Genomic DNA, 19,713 nt, shown 5'->3' on the forward strand with positions numbered 1-19,713 from the left:
TTGTGCAGCACAATCAATCTGATAGAGGAAGTGGGGAGTGGGGAGTGGGGAGAATCCAGACTCAGAGGACTGACTTTAAAAGAAAAAGATAGAAGCTGGTAAGGCTTCTATCTCCTCTCAAATCTGATGATCTCAATCAAACTGATATTTCTGCTGCAACTCCTCCAATTGACGTTAAGAAGGCTAAGAGTTTTGAGGTTGTGCCAGCGGCGAGCAAAGCTAACTTCACTTGAGCTTTTGCTAGTTCTGCACTTGCAAATAAAGTCGAGCCACCTTGATCAAACAAGCCCGCGACCCAGATAAACGAATCTGGTAACTGCCGTTCGCGAACATCATGATTGCTCGATCGACGTGCATCATCGATCACAATACTGTACGCGACCGTTTGCAAGAGGAAATGACTTGGATAGAGGACAGTTTCTAATCCAGCATTTGCCTTTTTGACTGTGCCTACGTCCCTTGCCCCTTTGACTTTTGCTAGAATTGCCGCTGAGGCTCCTTTCATTGCAATCCAACCTGAAATCGCAATCATTGACCACTGTAATGCTTCGACTGCTGTTCGCAACGCTGCTGGCAAGCTAGACACGTCCCGACGACCCATGATTTCTGCTGCAAGCCCAATTCCGCCAAAAGCAGAAGCGAGTCCAAGTGCGACTTCGGGTGGAAAAGCAGGTTCTTCTTCTGAAGCTGCTGAGGCACTTTGATAAAGCGAGATCGCTGATTTCGCAAATGCACCGACGAGTGTGCCAATCCAAGCATATCGCTTGATGTCTGCAACACCAGACTGTACGGTCATAGGAGTGTTAAAAGGCAGAATCAACTTCTCTCCTTTTTTGAGTGGAGCTTCTCGGAAAAACACTTTGTAGCTGAGTGTGCCGGGGATCGCGAATAGTAACATCAAGGCATCAATTAACCGGAATGAAGTATCGACTTTTACACCCGGAAGCACCAGATTGACCAACTTCTCAATGAAGGGAAATCGCACTTTGAGGAACAAAGTATCTCGAAGTACTCCGATGATGTCTTTCATCAATTCGAGCGATCGCATTAACAGATCTCGTAAGGTCTGTAGCAAGCCAGACAATGCTTCTGCACCGACTGCAATTAAGACATTCCGAATCAATTGAAAATTCAAGTCTTTGCCTGTTGGGATCTGATGGTTAAACAGTGCAGACAAGTCAGCTTCAATCTGCTGCCAGCACGCGAATAGATTGTCCGCTGTATCTGAAAATAGTCCTTTGATAAAAGATTCCGCAGCTTCGGTTGCTTCAGTTATAGGATTTGGACTTTCGATACTGATAATTTGCGAGCCAATATCTTTGATACGCTCATTGATCCAAGCAACTACACTGTTGCCAGTCGCTCGATCAATCAATGTTTGAATCGGAGCTGTGATCGATTGCAAGTCATCCAAAATACTTGCACCAGGAGCGATAGGTGCTAGCTTTTTCGGAGGCACTCCTGATTCTGTCCGCCAATCTTCGAGTTGATTCAATGCTACATCAAACCCTTTATCGACATGAGTTTTGAGAGTAGAAATCGAAGCTTGAAAATAGCGGAGGGCTTCATCTGTTGCCTCGACCATCGCATCGCGCACGTACAGAATATCATTCCAGTCAAAGAGAAGCTTCAGGTGTTCCCAAACCCACTCAGCTTTGATTTTCACTTGTTCCCAGAGCCATTTGAAGAAAGATCCGACTTCTTCGAGGGTCTTGATAGCAAATCGCTTAATTTTGTCTCCCAGTTGGCAAATAAACTCATAGGCTTCTCCAGCTTTTTGAATCACAAACACTGCGCCTTTGTAAATGAGGTCGCCCACTCCCTCAAAGAAATCTGCGATCGTATCTCCTAAGTTCGTAAAAAACTCGCCTGCACTCTTGGATTTGACAAGCCGATCGACATCACTCTGCAACGCTGCCTTTAAGCCTTTAGCTGTAGCGATGATCCCCCACTGATACCCTTGTGGTACGGTGTCCGATCGTAATTCAGAACTGTAAGCTGCATTGGGTTCGACGAGCCGCACTCCTGGAGCAACGGTGGTGGTTGAATCAGTGAGTTTTGCGACTTGATTTAATGCAGCCGAGATCGCATCGACTTGAGTCCGATTCGCTCCAGTACGGAAGCTTTCGGATAACAGTGAAAACGTGCCTTCTGGAGTTGTAAAGGTTGCCGATCGCAGATCATCCGCAGTCATCGTTTTGAATCGTTGATGCACACTTGCAGCAGGATTAACTTCGATCGCTTTATCAATCGATTCGACTGAGAAACGATAAATCGCAGGAGTCAGCGATCGCACTGCATCAAATATGCTCACAGCGCCATTGGCATCCGTTTCCGTCTCGATTGACACATTAGGACTGAGAAAGACGGTTTCATTGTTCATCACTACGCTACACAGTACGGATGCTGAAACAGTTACTTTGCGATTCGGTTGGGGTGTTCCTACTGCATCAAGCACTCGAAGTGAAGTGCCATAGCAGGGAATCCGAGTTAGCTCACCCGCATCTACAACGAGAATCGGAGTTTCTTGCCAAACGCCCGTTCCTGCATCTTGCCAAAGATAGCTAGCACGACTATTCGTGTAAACAATCAATAGCGAAGTTGTTGCATAGTCATCTCCTTGGATCGGTGCAATCTCTTGTACATCCGTGCGCAGGCGTAACGGCGCACTCCAGCCATTCGTCGATCGCTTTACAATGTTCAAGTCACCATTTTGTAGCAATGTCCAAACTGCGATCGTTCCGTCTGCATTATCTCCGATGACTAAATCTTCAACATTTGGTGCTAATTCTACGGGCACAATTGCTTCAACTTTTGCTTTCGCGGCTTGATCCTGCTCATCGGCTGAGATGAACTGAGTGCCTTGTCCTGCAATGTAGAGATCGCTAGCACCGTCGCGAGTCACAGTTGATTCGAGAACCGTTGCTCCTGCTGGACAAGGTAAAACAACTACAGGTGGAGTCGATACAATCTGTCCTGTCTTGTCATAGGTTGGGAATGGACGGAAAGAAAGCACACGCTTCCCTCCACTTGTTCCGAGGACATGCAAGCCACCTCCAAAGACAGGATGTACTCCAACTTCAAAGTCAAAGATTTCTTGCAAAGTCACGGCTGGATTGAAGACAAAAGCTTGATTAAACTTCTGTCCTGGTCTTAACAAGTAAACGGCTTCATTTGCACCTTGATTTCCTGCTAGGACAATTGTCCAGTGATTGCCATCATCCAAGACGCGAATTGCAGCGAGTCGCATCATGGCGCGAGTTCCACAATCAATCCAAGGAATGTTATCCCAATCGGTATGTTGGCTGCTGAGATCATAAGCAACAAAGACGCGGCTGAGCGAAGGTTGAACGGGATCGCTGACTGCAACGGAGATCGTAATGCGATCGTCATCTGTCCAGGCAGCACCCAAAGCATGAACTTGAGAATTTCCGAAAGCACGATTGAGATCAAATCGTTTCCAGCCTGAGCTATCTTGGCGAACGAGCGAGAGTTGGTTGCGATTGCCGATCGTTAGCACCATTGGCGTAAGGACAGTAGAACGTCGATCGGGAATCGCAATGACTCGACGTTGGAAGCGTCCTTGTTGTTGTGGATCAGCGAGATCTTCTCGTCCAAAGGTGCGAGCAGATGCCATGTAATCGATGATATCGGTTGAAACTGTGAAGCGGGTGGATTGTCCTTGCTGGTCGAGAGTGGAAAAGCTAGTAACGTTTGGAGTGTTCATGATTTTATGTTGAAGAGTTGAAGTGGTTTAGGGATCTGAGATCCAACAGATCCCGAATTGCAAGTAGAACTAAGGAGCTTGATAGATTACATCCATGAGCAGATCGCCCGTTTGATCGGAGAAGTGGAGATTCTGAAACGTAAATACACCGCCGCCCGGAGGAATGAATTGATGCTTCGAGAGATCAATATCAATTCGAGACAGCACGCCCTGGAGAACTTGGCTGATTTGATTGACTCGATCTTGTGCAGCATTCCCTAGTTCTGTTTCCATATCTTTGATCCCGAAAAGCTTTTGGAAAGCTTTCGTTACTTCTGCAAAACCATCGGTATCACCGGAAATCTGAATGGGTGAAAATTGAGGATCGTTGAGATCGGGATGAATACTAAACTCAGTTCCAATTCCTTCAGCAGTTAGTGTAATAGAAGCACTGAAAGTTCGAGTTCCTGAACCATTCACAGATAGGCTCGGCAATCCATCTTTATTAACTAGGGTAGGGAGAGTGCGCTCTCGATATGTCCGAGAGCTAGAAATTTGACCAGAGATACTCAGAGTATTCGTGCCTGGTACGAGCGTAATACTCACGGCATAACTATCACTGGAATCGAGAATCCGTTGGACGATGTCTTTGCGTCGATCGCTTCTAGAATCCGACTTGGAGTAAGTCCGAGTATTCCCGTTGACCATTGGAGAAAAGCCAAACTGTTGAGTAAACAGAGGAATTAAATATTCATCAAAAAACTTCTCTTTGCGAATCGCCATCACGCCGGAAATCGTCGAGGTTTGACCATTGATTTGATCAGGGCGAATCCAATCATCTTTGAGATTAATGCGTGCTCCATTACGATCGCTCGGCAGAGCACGATCCGAGAACATCCCTAAATAGCTCAAAGTACTTGCTTCCGGAGCGATCTCATTCGGATCGACATGGAAGATAAAGTCGGTCATCGCAAACGTTGGCGTTGCTTGTTCACGGTTTCGTCGCACCACGGTTCCGAGCATAAATTCGCCCATCTCGCCTTGCAGCAATAGATTCAGAGATTCAAGTGCTTTCGTTTTTGCAGCTTGTGGAACTTCCGCAGGGATCTGAATCTGTTGTCCGCCAGAAAGTAGGAGATCAACAGTTGTAAACTTCAGGAATAAATATTCGATCGAGAAAACGGATTCGGGTAGACCCGACTTTGAGATTGTTTCACTTGCAAGATTTTTAGCATCGGGATCAATCGCTGCTAAGGTTTTGAGATCGACAGGTTTCTTGTCGAGATCGACTACAACTCCAATGCTCCAATCTTCGATCGGATAGGTAGCTTTATCTTCCGCTTCTTCATCGTAGTAAGTTACTACTCCTGACTGTAGATGCAGAGTAACATTGACTTGCCCCAGTTTGCCGTTCGGAACATTAAAATCAATGGTAATGGGTGCCAGTTTTGTACGAATGCCGTAAGTTGCAGGAACTTGTTGACCATTTTTATTCAGTTTAAATTTAGGAAGAACAATTTCACTTTCAATGTTTTTGCGGCGTACCCATGCTTTCCAAGCGTATTGAAGCTGAGTGTTGATTGCTTGTTGCGTCAAGGCTAATGCCATATCAAAATCAGTGAGGGCATTTTTACTATCACCCCGTTTTGCTACGCTCCGAACTTCATTTGCGCGTAGAATAGCTCTGTTTTTTAGAAACATGTTGCGGTTCCTCGGATAGGTTTGTGGTGTCTTGTTGAAGACTCTTTTACGATATGGGAACTGCTTAGGTCAGTCGATAATGGAAAGTTATGGAAAGTTATGGAGTTGAAAATAGAGTGCTGAATGGTGGTTTTTAATAGGATGAGAGTGGTTTCAGAGAGGTGCTTATGCAATCATCGAATCTCATCAGTGTGGCTGTGATCGATACGGGTGCTGATCCTGAGCGAGTGAATGCTGCTCACTTGCTGCCCGGATTAAATTTGAGTGATGAAGGCGATCGCAATGAAACCATCGACTATGGAACGCACGGAACCGCAATTGCTCAAACGATTCTACAGATCGCGCCAGAAGTACGGATTGTTCCGATTAAAATCGTGAATCGGCAAGGGATTCTTCGCAATCTAGAAGCAATGTCGATCGCATTTGAATGGATTCTCGAACATCACGATCGACTGAATATCCGAGTCGTGTGTGCTGCGATCGCAGATATAACCTGTTCTGAATCCGATGAGTACTATGCTGAGCATCCTTTGCGTCCTTTGATTTCTCAGCTCCGAAATTCACAAGTTGCAACGGTTGCAGCAGCCGGAAATGGGTATGCACATCATCATCGGCAAGGCATGGCATTTCCAGCAATTTTGCGAGAAGTGATCAGTGTTGGAGCGATCGCACAAACGCCAGCCGGATTGCAACTCGCAAACCATTCACAACGGCTACATCCTAGTACTGGAACAGGTTGCCATACCACATTTTTTGTAGAACCGGGTGCGCCCGGAGACACGAGCGGAGCCGCCGCAACTGTTGCGGGTCGTCTGGCAAAATTAGCTCAGTCTCAAACAACGATCAATGAATGGATTGATCAGTTAGAACAGTCTTGTCAAATCGTGCGCGATGAGGATGGATTAGAGTGGGAAATCATTTAGCTTGCTGCAAACAATGCTGATGCAATGAGTGCTGCAATTGTCCGAATATGGTTCCAGAATGTCCAATTCGTCAAATATCTTGCCCAGAGATTCGCACCTTCCGTACTCTCTGGTTTGACAACTGCTAATGCATCATTTAGCGGAACATTGAATACGATTGTTACTCCAACTGCGCCAATGAGATAAAGTAATCCGCCTGCTAGAAGAAATGCCGTGCGCGATTGATTCCAGTTCAGCAATGCAGCGATCGCGAGCAGTAGACAAACTGCTGCTGTACCGAAGATCGCAAACATAAAGAACGGATTAATCGCTTTGATGTTGATGGATTGCATGGCTGCAATACCTTGAGCAGGTTGCAGGCTCTCCAGAGCAGGCATCACAAAGGTTGAAAACGCAAAGAAAACACCCCCAACTAATCCACAGCCAAGGGCAGCAAAAAGCTTGAATGAAAACAGCGACGAATTGAGCAATGTCATCATGTGCCTATGACAGCAGTTTTAGTATCGGGGAACTGAGCGATCGACTACGATCGAGTAAGCATCAATTCCACCTGAGATATTTTTTACATTGGTAAATCCTTGCTGGGTGAGCCAGTGGCACATCTGCGCTGATCTCACGCCATGATGACAAAGCACTAATGTTTCCGTTTCAGGATCAAGCTGGCTGTAGATTTGCTCAGCCCATTCCGAAAATTGGCTGAGTGGAAGATTTTGAAACGGCTTTAGAGAAGCCATTTCAACTTCCCAGGGTTCGCGCACATCGACAAATTGGATATTTGGATTGTCGAGGCATTGAGCCAAGTCTTCAACAGTGATTTGAGAAAAGGACATAGCGATCAAAAATCAGGGTTAGAGCTAGTTTACGCGATCGCTTCTGATCAATCACCCCCACTCTCTCCGGTTGTCGCCTTCTGCGCTGCATACCGTTCCTTAAAAACTCGTTGCTGCACCGCGTGATCAATGATCGGCTTTGGATATCCGGCTCGATCGCGCTCTGCTGCCGAAATCTTGCCCGAAATCAAATCTTGCGTCTCTACACTTCGCAATTCTGGCAACCATTCGCGAATATATTCGGCATCTGCGTCAAACTTCTTCGCCTGACTCGCTGGATTAAAAATTCGCAACGGCTTTGGATCCATTCCGCTCGAAGTACTCCACTGCCAGCCACCATTGTTTGCCGACAAATCGCCATCATACAATCGCTGCATAAAGTACTTCTCACCGAGCCGATAATCGACCAGCAAATCTTTCGTCAAAAAGCTTGCCACAATCATGCGACAGCGATTGTGCATCCAAGCGGTTGAATTCATCTGTCGCATCGCTGCATCAATGATCGGATAGCCCGTTTTGCCTTCGCACCAAGCCTGAAAATACTTCTCGTTATTCTCCCAAGGAAAATCCTTGAGAACTTTGCGGTAAGCGCCGTCTGCTAATTCAGGAAAATGATACATCGCATGTTGATAAAACTCGCGCCAAGCAAGCTCCTGCCGCCAAACTCGAATATCATCACTTTCTCCGCGATTCTCGGCTATCTCAACGGTCGCTGCCCAAACCTTCCGAACTCCAATCACGCCAAATTTCAATGCAGCACTGAGTAAAGACGTTCCAGACTGAGCCGGAAAATTCCGTTGTTCTTGATACGAGTAAATTGCACTAGCGCAAAATTCTTCGAGTCTTTCCTGGGCTGCTTTTTCACCCGGATCAAGTAGGAGAGGCTGATCCCAAACGTACCCAAGTTCCTTTTCGGTTGGTAGCTCGATCGTGCCTTCTGCTTGCTCTCGCTCTGAATCAGTCAATCCTTCTACACCTGCGAGATCCGGTGCGGGGTCTTTTTTCTTCTGGAGGCTCCAATTTTTCCAAAATGGAGAATACACCGTGTAAGGTGTGCCTGATCCTGATTTGATTTCTTCAGGTGAATGCAGCAATTGATCCCAGAATGTCTGTACTTCAATACCCAGATGATTCAGAGCAGCAACTACAGATTGATCGCGATCGCGTCCATACGGTTCCACATCTTGATTGAAAAACACAGCCGCAGCATTCAACGATCGTGCTAATTTCGGAATTCCCTCTTTCGGATCGGCTTGAATGATCAGCAATTCGCTGCCTGCCTCTGCATATCTTTTCTGCAAAGACTGCAAGCTTCCGATCAAATACTTCACTCGTGCAGGAGCCACATCATCGCGATCGAGAATCAAGGGGTCAAGACAAAATACACCAACAATTTTGCGCGATCGTGCCCGCGCCGCAGCCAAACCAAGATTGTCAGAAATCCGCAGATCCCGACGATGCCAAAACAAAATCAAATCAGACATAACTTAGGAATCGGACAACAAAGATCGGGCTAAAAAGAAGCTAGAAATCGACTTAGAATCTGCAAGATCTCCGGCGTGGATTGCCGCTTCTACCTCTTGCGCAGACATTAACACAGTTTCAATATCCTCATCGTCATCTTGAGGAGGAGGTTGATCCACAATCGTCACGTCTGTTGCGAGAAACGCATAAATCACCTCATCCGAATAGCCCGGAGCTAAGAAAAACTCTCCCAACTTCTTCCAATTCTCTGAGGTATATCCTGTCTCTTCCTGAATCTCACGTTGCACAGTTTCGAGCGGATCTTCTCCTTTCTCGACTGTCCCCGCTGGAAACTCATACAATCGACGCTGCACGGCAAATCGATATTGCTTCACCAGCACCAACTTTCCATCGGGCGTAACTGGAATCACTAAAGCACCGCCCGGATGCCGAATACATTCCCAGTCGCCCTCTGCCCGATTCGGCAGCCGCAAATGATTGACTTCAAAGTTAAACTTCCGCCCTTTGTACAAAAGGCGTTGTTTGAGGAGTTGAGGAGGTTCTGATCCCAGAGACATGACTCTTACAGGGTGAAGGTGAATTGAAGCTCAGAGCTTTCTGACACCAGAGCCATCGACGAATTGAGCCAGTTCAGCGATCGAACGATTCAATTGGGGATGTCTCCAATCGGGGGCGATTTCGGCTAATGGCACCAGCACAAAAGCGCGATCGCTCATCCGAGGATGTGGAATGCAGAGCGTCTTGGTTTGGAATACTACATCATCAAACAGCAAAATGTCCAAGTCAAGCGTGCGAGCATCCCATTTTTGGTGTCGAATTCGTCCAAACTCCGCTTCAATTTGCTGAAGTTTTGCCAAGAGGTCAAGGGGTTCTAATGAAGTTTCGAGAATGGCGCACCCGTTGAGATAGTCAGGCTGAGGGGGGCTATCGGGTAAGGTGACGGCTTTGGTCTGATACCAAGACGATCGCGCAATCACAGTTTCTAATCGACCGAGCGCAGATTCTAGAATGGCTTGAGAATCTCCTAAGTTACTGCCAAGTGCGATCGCGTATTTCATCAGATGAGGTTTATGGTTGGGCGATCAATTATAGTCAACGGAATCGGCGCACATTCAATCGACTTGAATGACGAGAGTTTGATCATCGTGAGAGATGTTTGAACGATCGAGCACGATACAAATTGATTCACGCGAGATGTTCTAGGGATTTGCATGAGATGCTCTGAGTGTCGTGCGTGAATGTTTGAGCATGGCGGGCGAATGTTGGATGAGCGATCGCGATGCTCTGATCTTGACGCTCGAAGTTTAAAGTCTGGTGAGCGGTGAGCGATCGTGCAATTTCAGACTCCATCAGATTAAGATTTATCCTATAGCTGTAGAGTGGCTCTTTCTGCCCTGTGTCGAATCTCACGCCGGAACCAATTGAGGTGTTCGTCTCGTATTCACATCGAGACGAGTTGTTGCGGGATGAATTGGCAAAGCATCTGAGTATTCTGAAGCGTCAGGGCGTGATTAAAGAGTGGCACGATCGAGAAATTAGCCCAGGATCAGAATGGAAAGGCGAGATCGATTCTCATCTGAATTCGGCGCAGATTATTTTGTTGCTGATTAGCGCAGATTTTTTGGCTTCAGATTATTGTTATGACATTGAATTGACAAAAGCGTTGGAGAGGCACGACCGCAAAGAAGCCTGCGTCATCCCGATTATTTTGCGCCCTGTCGATTGGAATGACGCTCCGTTTGGAAAACTCCAAGCGCTACCTGAGAATGCTGTACCTGTGACCAAATGGGAAAATCTTGACGATGCTTTTCTCAGCGTGACGCGGGGGATTCGTCAGACGATAGAACGATTGAAACAAGCACATCACGATAAGCTAGAACAACCAGAGAGAGAACGACAAAACTCACCAAAACTAGGTCAAATTAAAGAACATCAGGAAAGACAGCAGCAAGCTGTGCAACAGCCATCTGAGCAAGACACCCCTCAGCAAAATAATAAACAAGTCAGAAAGCATGATTGTCTAGTCAAAAGACTACCTTGGAGTCCGCTAATCTGCCTTGTATTAGGGTATGGTCTGTTAGGCTTTTTACTATCCGTATCTGCTGCTGAGATTCGAGTGTGGGCTTTGACTTTGGCTGGGGTTTTGATTGAGGCTGGAGCTTGGGTTTCGGTGAAGGCTTGGGCTTGGGCTTGGGTTCTCGTTGGAGCGTGGGCTTTGTCTGGAGCTTTATATGGAGCTTTAGGTAAGGTGTTAAATGGATCTGGTGCTAGTGTTGCAGTTGGAATATGGACTTTGGTTTTTGCTGGGGTTTGGGCTGGGAAACAGCTTTTGGAGTCGTTCAGTAGAATTGATACATGTTTTATTTTGGCTTTCACTTCAACGATCGGTTTAGCACTTGGAGCTTTAACCTACTGGATCACTCATCGCTGACCTCTCAACTCTAAGATTCAACCGATAGCTTCAGAAATCATTTGGGTTTTCGTCGATCGAGTTCCTAAATTTTTCCTGTTATAGTCGATAGTCGAACAATATCGCCGCATTCTAGACAAGCTAATGGTACATCCTGCGTTCACCGAGATTACCGATGAAGAACTAATGCAGATGAGTTCTAAGAATCCTGAACTGCGATTCGAGCGGAATGCAGACGGGAGTTTAGTCACCATGCCACCAGTTGGTGGCATTTCGAGCAATCGAGAAATTAAAGCAGGGGCTTATCTTCTGATTCATGTCGAACAAAATGATTTAGGCGAAGTCTTCAGCTCAAGTGGTGGCTTTCGATTGCCAAATACTGCTGTGCGATCGCCTGATGCAGCGTTTGTTGCGAAGGGTCGATTGTTTGAAGATTGGGATCAACAAGAAGATAAATTTATTTCGGTTGTGCCTGATTTCGTTATTGAAATTCGCTCCAAGTCTGATTCGCTTGAAGGCTTGTAAGAAAAGATGCAGGAATATATTGAAAATGGGGTGAAGTTGGGATGGTTAATCGATCGTCAAAATAAAACTGCTTACGTCTATCGTGCTGATGGATCAATTACTCAATATCCTGAATCAGCGACTTTAAGTGGAGAAGATGTCGTTCCAGGGTTTACTCTAGCGCTCAAAGTTCTGCTGTAGGGGGAATACGATCGATAAATCCAGCTCCAAATCCGATAACTGGGGCAGCTTCACTACCTCGTTTGGTAAAGCAATCCGCTTCACTCGATAACCAAATTCTGAATCTGACTTACCATACGGTTCGCTATACATTTCTAAAACGCGATCGAGGAGATTGAAAATCCAATAATTTTGAATTTTATCCTCCGCATACATCTCTAATTTCGTCTCTTGATCGTAGGTGAGAGACAAATCTGAAATTTCAATTACGAGTAAAATATCTTCCGGTCTAGGATGTCCTGAAAGATAATCATCCGGGCGATTCTGAACAATTGCAAGATCAGGTTCTGGTTCACTATTGTTCGCTAAAGTGATTGGAGATTGATTTTGTATCGTTGCTTGATCTTCTAACAGATCTATCAATTGCCGAGTCAGACGAGTATTACACGCTGAGTGCGCAGTGCTTTTCTGTATCTTGTGAATTAACTGCCCCCGAATCAATTCAATACGATCGTCTTCCTGGAAAAATCCCAACTTGATTAAGCGGTGATATTCCTCGATCGTGAACCGTTTTAGCGTTGGCACATTCATTGCACGACTGGATGTAATTGAGTTTGGTTGAGATATTCTAGCAACAGTAATCTTAGATAATCTTGCGCTTCTACATAGCGTTTGAGTTGCGTGTAGTCATTGTTTTCAGCGAAATACCAATCTGAAAAATAATCAATCTCAAACAGTTTGATTGATTTGAGATGTTGAATCGTTTCCTCGATCGTCGATCGCATGTTTTGGCTCAAAATCTGATGAGCATAGCCTTGAATTTGAGTTGTGAACATTTCAATTTCGCCCAAGATACTGAAGGTTTGATCCTCTTCCCATTCTGCGAGTTGATGCCGCTCGGATTTGAGCGCTTGGTAATCTATGTTGAGTTGTTCAATCCGTTTGCGAATGTGAACGAGTTCAAGGTCAGACGAACGAGATAGAAGTTGCTCACTCATAATTCGTTAATTCTCTCCATATGAGATGATTTCCCCGATCGCTCAATCAAAAATTCAAATCCTTTGTTCCATCTTATTGCGCCATCCGCTAAAGTCTTCTGTTTCGCGCTCTTCTTGTTGAAATTCTTAGCCTTGCGGAGATAGCGCAAATAATTGCCAGAATATCCATGTCGTTCAGCGTGGTCAACGATACTATGAGCAAGAGTCTCATAAGTCGCCTGATCCCAATCTGCTAGGAGTGCTTCAATCTCTAAAGCCTCCGCTTCTGTGTAGTTTGCAAATAAAATTTGTTCATACGGATCAAGCGGATTTACCATTTACCCCCTCATTCGCTCATGCGTCCCATTTATCTCGATAATCATTCAACCACACGAGTAGACGATCGCGTTTTAGCCGCAATGCTTCCCTACTTCACTGAGCATTACGGCAATCCTGCGAGTGTGACTCATGCGTACGGATGGGAAGCAGAAGCCGCTGTCAAACAAGCACGAGAAATCATCGCCGATAAGATAGGCGCAACTCCAGAAGAAATTATTTTTACTAGCGGTGCAACTGAAGCAAATAATTTAGCCATCAAAGGCGTTGCAGAAGCTTACTTTAGCCAAGGACGACATATTATCACGGTTCAAACTGAGCACAATGCAGTATTAGATCCTTGCCGGTATTTAGAATCGCTTGGATTTGAAGTGACTTACTTAGGAGTCGATCGCTTTGGCTTAATTGATCTAGAAGAACTCGAAAAAGCCATGCGAGAAGATACAATTCTAGTCTCGATTATGGCTGCAAATAATGAAATCGGAGTCATTCAACCGATTGATCAGATTGGCGAACTTTGTCATAGTCGCAATGTCCTGTTTCACACCGATGCAGCACAGGCCATTGGTAAAATTCCCCTGACTGTGAAAAATATTGATCTCATGTCGATTACAGGGCACAAGCTCTATGCACCTAAAGGCATTGGAGCTTTGTATGTTCGGCGCAAAAATCCGCGAGTTCAACTCTCTGCCCAGTTACATGGAGGCGGACATGAGCGAGGAATGCGATCGGGAACACTGTACACGCCTCAAATTGTCGGACTCGGTAAAGCGATCGAGCTTGCTGAACCAGAAGAAAAAATTCGAGTCCTGCGCGATCGCTTATGGCAGCAGTTGAACATTGAAGGCATCCATCTCAACGGACATCCCACTCAACGTCTTCCCGGAAACCTAAATATCAGCATTGAGAATGTCGATGGACAAGCTCTCATCCTCGGAGTGCAATCCACGATCGCGGTTTCATCCGGTTCTGCTTGTACCTCTGCAAAAATTGAACCTTCCCATGTTTTAACCGCGATCGGTGTCCCTGATGAATTAGCCTTTGCTTCGATCCGATTTGGCATTGGCAGATTCAATACAGAGGCAGACATTGATCAAGCAGCACAATGTGTTTTGCAGACTGTCAAAGCGTTACGAAGCTAGCACTCCTTCAAATTGATAATTGGCTCAAGCTGTAATCGAGTTTTTCCGCGATCGCACTCACCCAATTTTCATCTTGCTTGGTAAAGCTTCGAGGTGCATTCGCTCCTAAAATCAAAACGCCTTCTTTACCGATGGGCTGACAAATCACACCCTGCGTATTTTCGGGCAGATAGTCAAACTCAATCTTGCCAGGATAAACATTGAGTGCGACGAGATAAATCGGTTTTTGCTTCTCGAGAACTCGCGCTAAGATTGCGCCCGGTTTTACCTCTTTCACAGGGCTAAGAATGCCACGACGCAGCAGCACTTTGCCGCGATAGAAAACAATCAGCGATCGCGTTACCGTATTCGTCAGCAGAATATGAGAAGCCCATGCTAACTCAGTCTTTACAGCTTCCGGTAAGTCTGGATCGAGATCAAACCCTTCTTCACCGATTAATTCGACACTATCAGGTGTACGAGGCTGGATTTGCTGCCAGATTAAGCCCGTCAAAATCAGAATCGCGCTCAAAATCACACCCAAGGCATCCGATCGCGCTTGAGAATCAGTGAGAGCAGGGGTGAGAATTCGATTCGTAAACAACAAACTTCCACCCAAAACGCCAACTGCGATCGGTAAAAGGCGTAAAATTCGATTCGGATCAGACTTTGCCATAGGACTTAGTTGAGCAATATTCTTTAACCGTACAGGAGGATGTGATTTGCTGGATCTGTTGAGTGCAGGATTACTGTCAGGGTGGCTGAAAATGGCGGGATTACCCACCTCATTTGATCCGAGCGAAATGCTCGATCGCGTCACGGTTCAGACTCCATTCTGGCAGGCGAGCGATCCAGATGCAGAAAAAGTGGTCAAAGATTATCTGAAATTCCTCAACAGCCAAGGATTAAAGGCGAATGAGCAAGGAATTTGGCTGCAATCTGGCGCGAATCTGCTGCTTAGCAATCAAGGTACAACTCCTGTGCCAGCAGCTTCTCTGACCAAAGTTGCAACTTCGCTGGCAGCCTTACAGACTTGGGGAGTCGATCACCAATTTGAGACGCTGATCGGTACAACTGGAGCCATTGAAAATGGTGTGTTACAGGGGGATTTAGTCATTCAAGGTGGTGGTGATCCTCTGTTTGTCTGGGAAGATGCGATCGCGCTTGGCAATGCCTTAAATCAACTTGGAATTACTCGTGTGACAGGAGATTTAGTTATCACAGGTAGCTTTATGCTCAACTTTCGAGAGAGCACTCTGCAGTCCGGTGAACTGCTCAAACAAGCACTCAACTCAAAAACGTGGGATTCTGACATTCGTGATGAATTTGGGGAAGTTTCAGGAAAACGTCCAACCATTGAAATCAAAGGAAAAGTCAGAACTGGAGCGGCTAACCAACCGACTATTTTGTTAAAACATCGATCGCTACCTTTAGTGCATGTGCTCAAACATCTCAATGTTCATAGCCAAAATGAGATGGCGCAGATGCTAGCAAATAACTTAGGAGGCGTGAAGACTGTGATTGAAAAAGCATCTTCAGCCGCAAACGTTTCACCCAATGAACTCTTGCTAGCAAATGGGTCTGGACTCGGAGTTGAAAATCGCATCTCTCCTCATGCAGCTTGTGCCATGTTTGCAGCCCTCGATCGTACTCTGTATCCATTAAACTTGTCGATCGCTGATTTCTTCCCGGCTTCCGGTATCGATCGCAACGGAACCCTAGAAGATCGCTCAGTGCCAGAACACGCCGTCATTAAAACCGGAACTCTCAGAGAAGTGAGCGCTCTAGCAGGAGTGTTACCAACTCGCGATCGCGGTTTGATCTATTTCGCGGTGATCAATCGCGGCACTGACATTCTGGAACTGCGATATCAACAAGATTTACTCCTGCAAGCTTTGCAGAAAGTATGGGGTGCAAACATCGATGCAACTGTGGTTCAGCCGAGTCCGTGGTTAAAGAAAACGCCATCAGCACAACGCATTGAGGTCGTTCAGCGAGGGTAAACCCAACCGCTTCGACGGTTCACCGTACCTGTGAATTTTATCCGTGGCGGCAACCCCAACCTTTGGCTTCCGGTTTGCCCCAATGCGCCTAACCTTGATTCCTCCTAAATTAGAAACATCGAAACACAGAACGCTACTCTCTCTAAACAAGGTAACCGCCATGATGACTTCTACTCGTTTGCAAGAAATGGAAATGGCACGTCGTCAGTTTAATCAACTCTTCAGCGAACTGATGCCGACTCGCGAAACCACTTGGTCGCCTGCGATCGAATTCACTGCGACAGAAGCCGAATTCATCCTTCGTGCTCAACTTCCTGGTATCGCTGCCAAAGACGTTGATGTCCAAATCGGACAAGACACCGTTTCGATCTCAGGCGAGCACAAATTAGAAGCGACAGAAGCCAAAGGACTCCGTTCTGAATTCCGTTATGGCAAATTCCGCCGCGTGATTTCGCTGCCTGCACCTGTGCAAAACGATCAAGCCAAGGCTGAATTGAAAGACGGTATCTTGACCCTCACCCTACCTCGTCTACAAGCCGTGAAACCCACGATCGTCAAACTCAATCTCGTCGAATCAGAAGCGCAAGCTGAAGAAACGGCAGACGTTTGGAACTCCTAAAGGTGGGCTTGGGAGACAGGGAGATAGGGAGCAAGAAGCGCAATTTTGATTCTCCCCATCTCCCCACCCCCCACTCCCTACTCCCCCTCAACCGTCCCCGAAATGGTTCGGTAGGTACGGTAAATACCCCTTCATGGAACGCCAGAACCCGAACAGTATATTAGGTAGGGGATGGAATGCTTTGGTGGCACTGAACTGAAAATTACCCGTTTGAGTCCCGCCGCCCCGATATAAATTCTGGCACTTGCGCCAGTCCCCTACCCCGAACCGCATTGATTAAGTGATGGAGCCGAAGCACCCATATGGCAAAAGTTGTTGGAATTGACTTAGGAACGACAAACTCGTGTGTCGCTGTGATGGAAGGTGGTAAACCCACTGTAATCGCAAACGCGGAAGGATTTCGCACGACCCCCTCAGTCGTCGGTTACGCAAAAAATGGCGATCGCTTAGTTGGTCAAATTGCCAAGCGCCAAGCCGTCATGAACCCAGAGAATACGTTCTACTCGGTCAAACGGTTTATCGGTCGCAGATTTGACGAAGTGACCCATGAAGCAACAGAAGTTGCTTATAAAGTCCTGAACGTTGGCGGAAACGTTAAACTCGATTGCACCGCCCAAGGCAAGCAATTTGCACCGGAAGAAATCTCTGCTCAAGTCCTCCGGAAGCTGAAAGAAGACGCAAGTAAGTACCTCGGCGAAGATGTGACCCAAGCGGTGATCACAGTTCCCGCTTACTTTAACGACTCTCAGCGACAGGCAACCAAAGACGCAGGGAAAATTGCAGGTCTAGAAGTGCTCCGAATTATTAACGAGCCGACTGCTGCATCTCTCGCATACGGTCTTGACAAGAAGAGCAACGAAACAATCCTCGTGTTTGACTTAGGTGGTGGTACGTTTGACGTATCGATCCTCGAAGTGGGCGACGGTGTATTTGAAGTACTCGCAACTTCTGGAGACACTCACTTAGGTGGAGACGACTTCGATAAAAAGATCGTAGATTTCTTAGCTGATGGTTTTGCCCGTGCAGAAGGCATTGACCTCCGCAAAGATAAGCAAGCACTTCAGCGTTTGACTGAAGCGGCTGAGAAAGCAAAAATCGAACTGTCGAGCGTGACTCAAGCGGATATTAACCTCCCGTTTATCACTGCAACTCAAGATGGGCCGAAGCACCTCGATACCACGTTGACTCGTGCGAAGTTTGAGGAATTGTGTGCGGATCTCATCGATCGCTGCCGCATCCCGGTTGAAACTGCACTCCGCGACTCGAAGCTCGACAAGAGCAAGATCGATGAAGTCGTCCTCGTCGGAGGTTCGACCCGGATTCCCGCAGTCCAGGAAGTTGTAAAACGCGTCTTGGGCAAAGATCCGAACCAAACCGTGAACCCAGATGAAGTGGTTGCAATTGGTGCAGCAATTCAAGCAGGTGTCTTGGCAGGTGAAGTTAAAGACATTCTCTTGCTCGACGTATCGCCGTTGTCCTTGGGTGTTGAAACCTTGGGCGGTGTGATGACCAAAATCATTCCTCGCAACACCACGATTCCGACCAAGAAATCGGAAGTATTCTCAACCGCAGTCGATGGACAAAGCAATGTAGAAATCCATGTGCTGCAAGGTGAGCGCGAAATGTCGAACGACAACAAGAGCCTTGGAACCTTCCGTCTGGATGGAATTCCTCCCGCTCCCCGTGGCGTTCCTCAAATCGAAGTCACCTTCGACATTGATGCGAACGGTATCTTGACTGTCTCTGCGAAAGATAAGGGCACAGGTAAAGAACAATCGATCAGCATTACCGGAGCTTCAACCTTACCGAAAGATGATGTTGAACGGATGGTACGCGATGCTGAGCAAAATGCTTCGACCGATAAAGAACGTCGTGAGCGGATTGATCTCAAGAACCAAGCAGATTCCTTGGCATACCAAGCTGAGAAGCAAATCAGCGAGCTAGGCGATAAAGTCCCTGCCGATGATAAGACTAAAGTTGAAGGATTGGTCAAGGATCTCAGAGATGCGATCGCTGCTGAAGACTTCGACAGAATTAAGTCTCTCCAGACCGACCTGCAACAGTCCTTATACGGCATTAGCCAAAACCTCTATCAGCAAGCAGGCGGCGAAGCTCCTGGCGCTGATCCAGGTGCAAGTGCTGGCGGTGGTTCGACCTCGGGTGGCGATGATGTCATCGATGCTGACTTCACCGAGTCGAAGTAAGTTCTCGAGTTGATTGAGAAATGAGGCTGGTAGTTCCCTTTGCTGGAGCTACCAGCTTTTTTATAGCTTGAGCTGACCTCTTGTATAATGCAGATAACATTGACATAAGCTTATGCAAGATTCTCCTCGTCGATCAATGCCAGTTGTAAAGACAAGCATGAGAGCGCCAAACCAAGATATTGCTTATTGGCAAACTCAATCTTTTCAGGCGAGAATCAATGCATTAGAAGAGATTCGTCGAGAGTACCATCTCTGGAAATACGGTGATGCTGAACCAAGACTTCAGAGAGTTTATACAATCATTAAACGATAATCAGGTTCGATATCTAGTTGTGGGCGGCTATGCAGTTGCAATTTACGGGCATCCTCGCTACACAAAGGATTTGGATGTCTGGATTGAGATGACCCAGGAGAATGCAACTAATATCATGCAGGCATTGCAACAGTTCGGTTTTGGTTCCCTGAATTTAACCGTTGAAGATTTTCTAACTTCGGATCAAGTGATTCAACTCGGATATCCACCCAATCGGATTGATATGATTACAACGCCAGATGGTGTGGATTTTGCGACTTGTTTTCGTACAAGGTCTGAAATCGAAGTTGATGGAGTCATAGTCAATTTTATCGACTTGGAGAATCTGAAGCGGAATAAGAAAGCATCAGGACGGTTACAGGATTTAGCTGATTTGGAAAAGCTTGAAAGTGGAGACTGAT

General features: G+C 46.5%; 20 protein-coding genes and 1 pseudogene. 9 read left to right on the top strand and 12 right to left on the bottom strand.

Going from position 1 to position 19,713, the window contains the following annotated elements; genetic code table 11:
• Positions 1 to 136: 136 nt before the first annotated feature.
• Entirely contained in the window at positions 137 to 3,727 is a 3,591-nt protein-coding gene (locus LEPBO_RS0121345; RefSeq protein WP_017289611.1) for a hypothetical protein, read from the bottom strand.
• A 69-nt stretch (positions 3,728 to 3,796) separates the two neighbouring features.
• Positions 3,797 to 5,407 carry a hypothetical protein gene (locus LEPBO_RS0121350; protein ID WP_017289612.1) on the bottom strand — a complete coding sequence of 537 codons (1,611 nt, stop codon included), beginning with the start codon at positions 5,405 to 5,407 and terminating at the stop codon, positions 3,797 to 3,799.
• Between the two features lie 167 nt (positions 5,408 to 5,574).
• Here LEPBO_RS0121350 and LEPBO_RS37810 point away from each other — a divergent pair, with 167 nt between their 5' ends.
• Complete coding sequence (locus tag LEPBO_RS37810; protein ID WP_017289613.1) at positions 5,575 to 6,330, top strand: S8 family serine peptidase; 756 nt, start codon at positions 5,575 to 5,577, stop codon at positions 6,328 to 6,330.
• Here LEPBO_RS37810 and LEPBO_RS0121360 read toward each other — a convergent pair.
• From LEPBO_RS0121360 to LEPBO_RS42990, 6 genes are all read right to left on the bottom strand, one after another.
• Complete coding sequence (locus tag LEPBO_RS0121360; protein ID WP_239741200.1) at positions 6,327 to 6,809, bottom strand: anthrone oxygenase family protein; 483 nt, start codon at positions 6,807 to 6,809, stop codon at positions 6,327 to 6,329. The genes LEPBO_RS37810 and LEPBO_RS0121360 overlap by 4 nt on opposite strands.
• Before the next feature lie 18 nt (positions 6,810 to 6,827).
• On the bottom strand, positions 6,828 to 7,160 hold the full coding sequence (locus LEPBO_RS0121365; protein WP_017289615.1) for a rhodanese-like domain-containing protein: 333 nt from the start codon (positions 7,158 to 7,160) through the stop codon (positions 6,828 to 6,830).
• Between the two features lie 47 nt (positions 7,161 to 7,207).
• A complete protein-coding gene (locus LEPBO_RS0121370; RefSeq protein WP_017289616.1) occupies positions 7,208 to 8,644 on the bottom strand; it encodes an FAD-binding domain-containing protein in 1,437 nt (478 codons plus the stop codon).
• Positions 8,645 to 8,647: 3 nt separating this feature from the next.
• Positions 8,648 to 9,202 carry an NUDIX hydrolase gene (locus tag LEPBO_RS0121375; protein WP_017289617.1) on the bottom strand — a complete coding sequence of 185 codons (555 nt, stop codon included), beginning with the start codon at positions 9,200 to 9,202 and terminating at the stop codon, positions 8,648 to 8,650.
• Between the two features lie 30 nt (positions 9,203 to 9,232).
• Positions 9,233 to 9,703 (bottom strand): 2-amino-4-hydroxy-6-hydroxymethyldihydropteridine diphosphokinase, encoded by a 471-nt coding sequence (folK, locus tag LEPBO_RS0121380; protein WP_017289618.1) that lies wholly within the window; start codon positions 9,701 to 9,703, stop codon positions 9,233 to 9,235.
• 127 nt (positions 9,704 to 9,830) lie between these two features.
• Positions 9,831 to 9,995 (bottom strand): hypothetical protein, encoded by a 165-nt coding sequence (locus LEPBO_RS42990; RefSeq protein WP_017289619.1) that lies wholly within the window; start codon positions 9,993 to 9,995, stop codon positions 9,831 to 9,833.
• A gap of 76 nt (positions 9,996 to 10,071) precedes the next feature.
• On the opposite strand from LEPBO_RS42990, the gene LEPBO_RS40240 reads away from it, so the two are divergent.
• Complete coding sequence (locus LEPBO_RS40240; RefSeq protein ID WP_225903966.1) at positions 10,072 to 11,076, top strand: toll/interleukin-1 receptor domain-containing protein; 1,005 nt, start codon at positions 10,072 to 10,074, stop codon at positions 11,074 to 11,076.
• A 171-nt stretch (positions 11,077 to 11,247) separates the two neighbouring features.
• A pseudogene (locus LEPBO_RS37820) lies at positions 11,248 to 11,760 on the top strand (Uma2 family endonuclease).
• Here LEPBO_RS37820 and LEPBO_RS0121400 read toward each other — a convergent pair.
• From LEPBO_RS0121400 to LEPBO_RS37825, 3 genes are read right to left on the bottom strand one after another with little or no spacing between them, the layout of a single operon-like run.
• Positions 11,737 to 12,330 carry a Uma2 family endonuclease gene (locus LEPBO_RS0121400; protein WP_017289623.1) on the bottom strand — a complete coding sequence of 198 codons (594 nt, stop codon included), beginning with the start codon at positions 12,328 to 12,330 and terminating at the stop codon, positions 11,737 to 11,739. The pseudogene LEPBO_RS37820 and the gene LEPBO_RS0121400 overlap by 24 nt on opposite strands.
• Positions 12,327 to 12,737: a hypothetical protein gene (locus LEPBO_RS0121405; RefSeq protein WP_017289624.1), complete on the bottom strand. Its 411-nt coding sequence runs from the start codon at positions 12,735 to 12,737 to the stop codon at positions 12,327 to 12,329. The genes LEPBO_RS0121400 and LEPBO_RS0121405 overlap by 4 nt, the downstream gene beginning before the upstream one ends.
• On the bottom strand, positions 12,734 to 13,054 hold the full coding sequence (locus LEPBO_RS37825; RefSeq protein WP_017289625.1) for a hypothetical protein: 321 nt from the start codon (positions 13,052 to 13,054) through the stop codon (positions 12,734 to 12,736). Before LEPBO_RS37825 ends, LEPBO_RS0121405 begins: the two co-directional genes overlap by 4 nt.
• 18 nt (positions 13,055 to 13,072) lie before the next feature.
• On the opposite strand from LEPBO_RS37825, the gene LEPBO_RS0121415 reads away from it, so the two are divergent.
• Positions 13,073 to 14,194 carry a cysteine desulfurase family protein gene (locus LEPBO_RS0121415; RefSeq protein WP_017289626.1) on the top strand — a complete coding sequence of 374 codons (1,122 nt, stop codon included), beginning with the start codon at positions 13,073 to 13,075 and terminating at the stop codon, positions 14,192 to 14,194.
• A gap of 7 nt (positions 14,195 to 14,201) precedes the next feature.
• Here LEPBO_RS0121415 and LEPBO_RS0121420 read toward each other — a convergent pair whose 3' ends face one another.
• Positions 14,202 to 14,849 (bottom strand): cofactor assembly of complex C subunit B, encoded by a 648-nt coding sequence (locus LEPBO_RS0121420; protein ID WP_017289627.1) that lies wholly within the window; start codon positions 14,847 to 14,849, stop codon positions 14,202 to 14,204.
• A 46-nt stretch (positions 14,850 to 14,895) separates the two neighbouring features.
• Between LEPBO_RS0121420 and LEPBO_RS0121425 the strand changes: the two genes are divergently transcribed.
• The 5 genes from LEPBO_RS0121425 to LEPBO_RS0121445 all read left to right on the top strand — a co-directional run bounded on the left by LEPBO_RS0121425 (position 14,896) and on the right by LEPBO_RS0121445 (position 19,712).
• Positions 14,896 to 16,176, top strand: a complete 1,281-nt coding sequence (locus tag LEPBO_RS0121425) for a D-alanyl-D-alanine carboxypeptidase (RefSeq protein ID WP_026148809.1) — start codon at positions 14,896 to 14,898, stop codon at positions 16,174 to 16,176.
• 160 nt (positions 16,177 to 16,336) lie between these two features.
• Complete coding sequence (locus LEPBO_RS37830; protein ID WP_051077883.1) at positions 16,337 to 16,795, top strand: Hsp20/alpha crystallin family protein; 459 nt, start codon at positions 16,337 to 16,339, stop codon at positions 16,793 to 16,795.
• 302 nt (positions 16,796 to 17,097) lie between these two features.
• Positions 17,098 to 18,999, top strand: coding sequence for a molecular chaperone DnaK (gene dnaK, locus LEPBO_RS0121435; protein WP_017289630.1), 1,902 nt, complete (start codon positions 17,098 to 17,100; stop codon positions 18,997 to 18,999).
• A gap of 112 nt (positions 19,000 to 19,111) precedes the next feature.
• The gene (locus tag LEPBO_RS44025) at positions 19,112 to 19,312 is read left to right on the top strand and encodes a hypothetical protein (protein WP_197693430.1); all 201 of its coding nucleotides are present in this window, start codon (positions 19,112 to 19,114) and stop codon (positions 19,310 to 19,312) included.
• Complete coding sequence (locus LEPBO_RS0121445; RefSeq protein ID WP_036044786.1) at positions 19,266 to 19,712, top strand: nucleotidyltransferase domain-containing protein; 447 nt, start codon at positions 19,266 to 19,268, stop codon at positions 19,710 to 19,712. The genes LEPBO_RS44025 and LEPBO_RS0121445 overlap by 47 nt, the downstream gene beginning before the upstream one ends.
• Position 19,713: the final 1 nt, after the last annotated feature.

Source organism: Leptolyngbya boryana PCC 6306 (assembly GCF_000353285.1).
In the GTDB taxonomy this organism is placed as follows: domain Bacteria; phylum Cyanobacteriota; class Cyanobacteriia; order Leptolyngbyales; family Leptolyngbyaceae; genus Leptolyngbya; species Leptolyngbya boryana.

Coding starts and splice junctions, on each gene's coding strand:
- LEPBO_RS0121415 (WP_017289626.1), top strand. CDS start 13,073: ATGCGTCCCATTTATCTCGATAATCATTCAACCACACGAGTAGACGAT.
- LEPBO_RS42990 (WP_017289619.1), bottom strand. CDS start 9,995: ATGGAGTCTGAAATTGCACGATCGCTCACCGCTCACCAGACTTTAAAC.
- LEPBO_RS0121365 (WP_017289615.1), bottom strand. CDS start 7,160: ATGTCCTTTTCTCAAATCACTGTTGAAGACTTGGCTCAATGCCTCGAC.
- LEPBO_RS0121405 (WP_017289624.1), bottom strand. CDS start 12,737: ATGAGTGAGCAACTTCTATCTCGTTCGTCTGACCTTGAACTCGTTCAC.
- LEPBO_RS0121370 (WP_017289616.1), bottom strand. CDS start 8,644: ATGTCTGATTTGATTTTGTTTTGGCATCGTCGGGATCTGCGGATTTCT.
- dnaK (WP_017289630.1), top strand. CDS start 17,098: ATGGCAAAAGTTGTTGGAATTGACTTAGGAACGACAAACTCGTGTGTC.
- LEPBO_RS0121375 (WP_017289617.1), bottom strand. CDS start 9,202: ATGTCTCTGGGATCAGAACCTCCTCAACTCCTCAAACAACGCCTTTTG.
- LEPBO_RS0121400 (WP_017289623.1), bottom strand. CDS start 12,330: ATGAATGTGCCAACGCTAAAACGGTTCACGATCGAGGAATATCACCGC.
- LEPBO_RS37810 (WP_017289613.1), top strand. CDS start 5,575: ATGCAATCATCGAATCTCATCAGTGTGGCTGTGATCGATACGGGTGCT.
- LEPBO_RS37825 (WP_017289625.1), bottom strand. CDS start 13,054: ATGGTAAATCCGCTTGATCCGTATGAACAAATTTTATTTGCAAACTAC.
- LEPBO_RS0121420 (WP_017289627.1), bottom strand. CDS start 14,849: ATGGCAAAGTCTGATCCGAATCGAATTTTACGCCTTTTACCGATCGCA.
- folK (WP_017289618.1), bottom strand. CDS start 9,703: ATGAAATACGCGATCGCACTTGGCAGTAACTTAGGAGATTCTCAAGCC.
- LEPBO_RS37830 (WP_051077883.1), top strand. CDS start 16,337: ATGATGACTTCTACTCGTTTGCAAGAAATGGAAATGGCACGTCGTCAG.
- LEPBO_RS0121350 (WP_017289612.1), bottom strand. CDS start 5,407: ATGTTTCTAAAAAACAGAGCTATTCTACGCGCAAATGAAGTTCGGAGC.
- LEPBO_RS0121345 (WP_017289611.1), bottom strand. CDS start 3,727: ATGAACACTCCAAACGTTACTAGCTTTTCCACTCTCGACCAGCAAGGA.
- LEPBO_RS0121360 (WP_239741200.1), bottom strand. CDS start 6,809: ATGATGACATTGCTCAATTCGTCGCTGTTTTCATTCAAGCTTTTTGCT.
- LEPBO_RS0121445 (WP_036044786.1), top strand. CDS start 19,266: ATGCTGAACCAAGACTTCAGAGAGTTTATACAATCATTAAACGATAAT.
- LEPBO_RS44025 (WP_197693430.1), top strand. CDS start 19,112: ATGCAAGATTCTCCTCGTCGATCAATGCCAGTTGTAAAGACAAGCATG.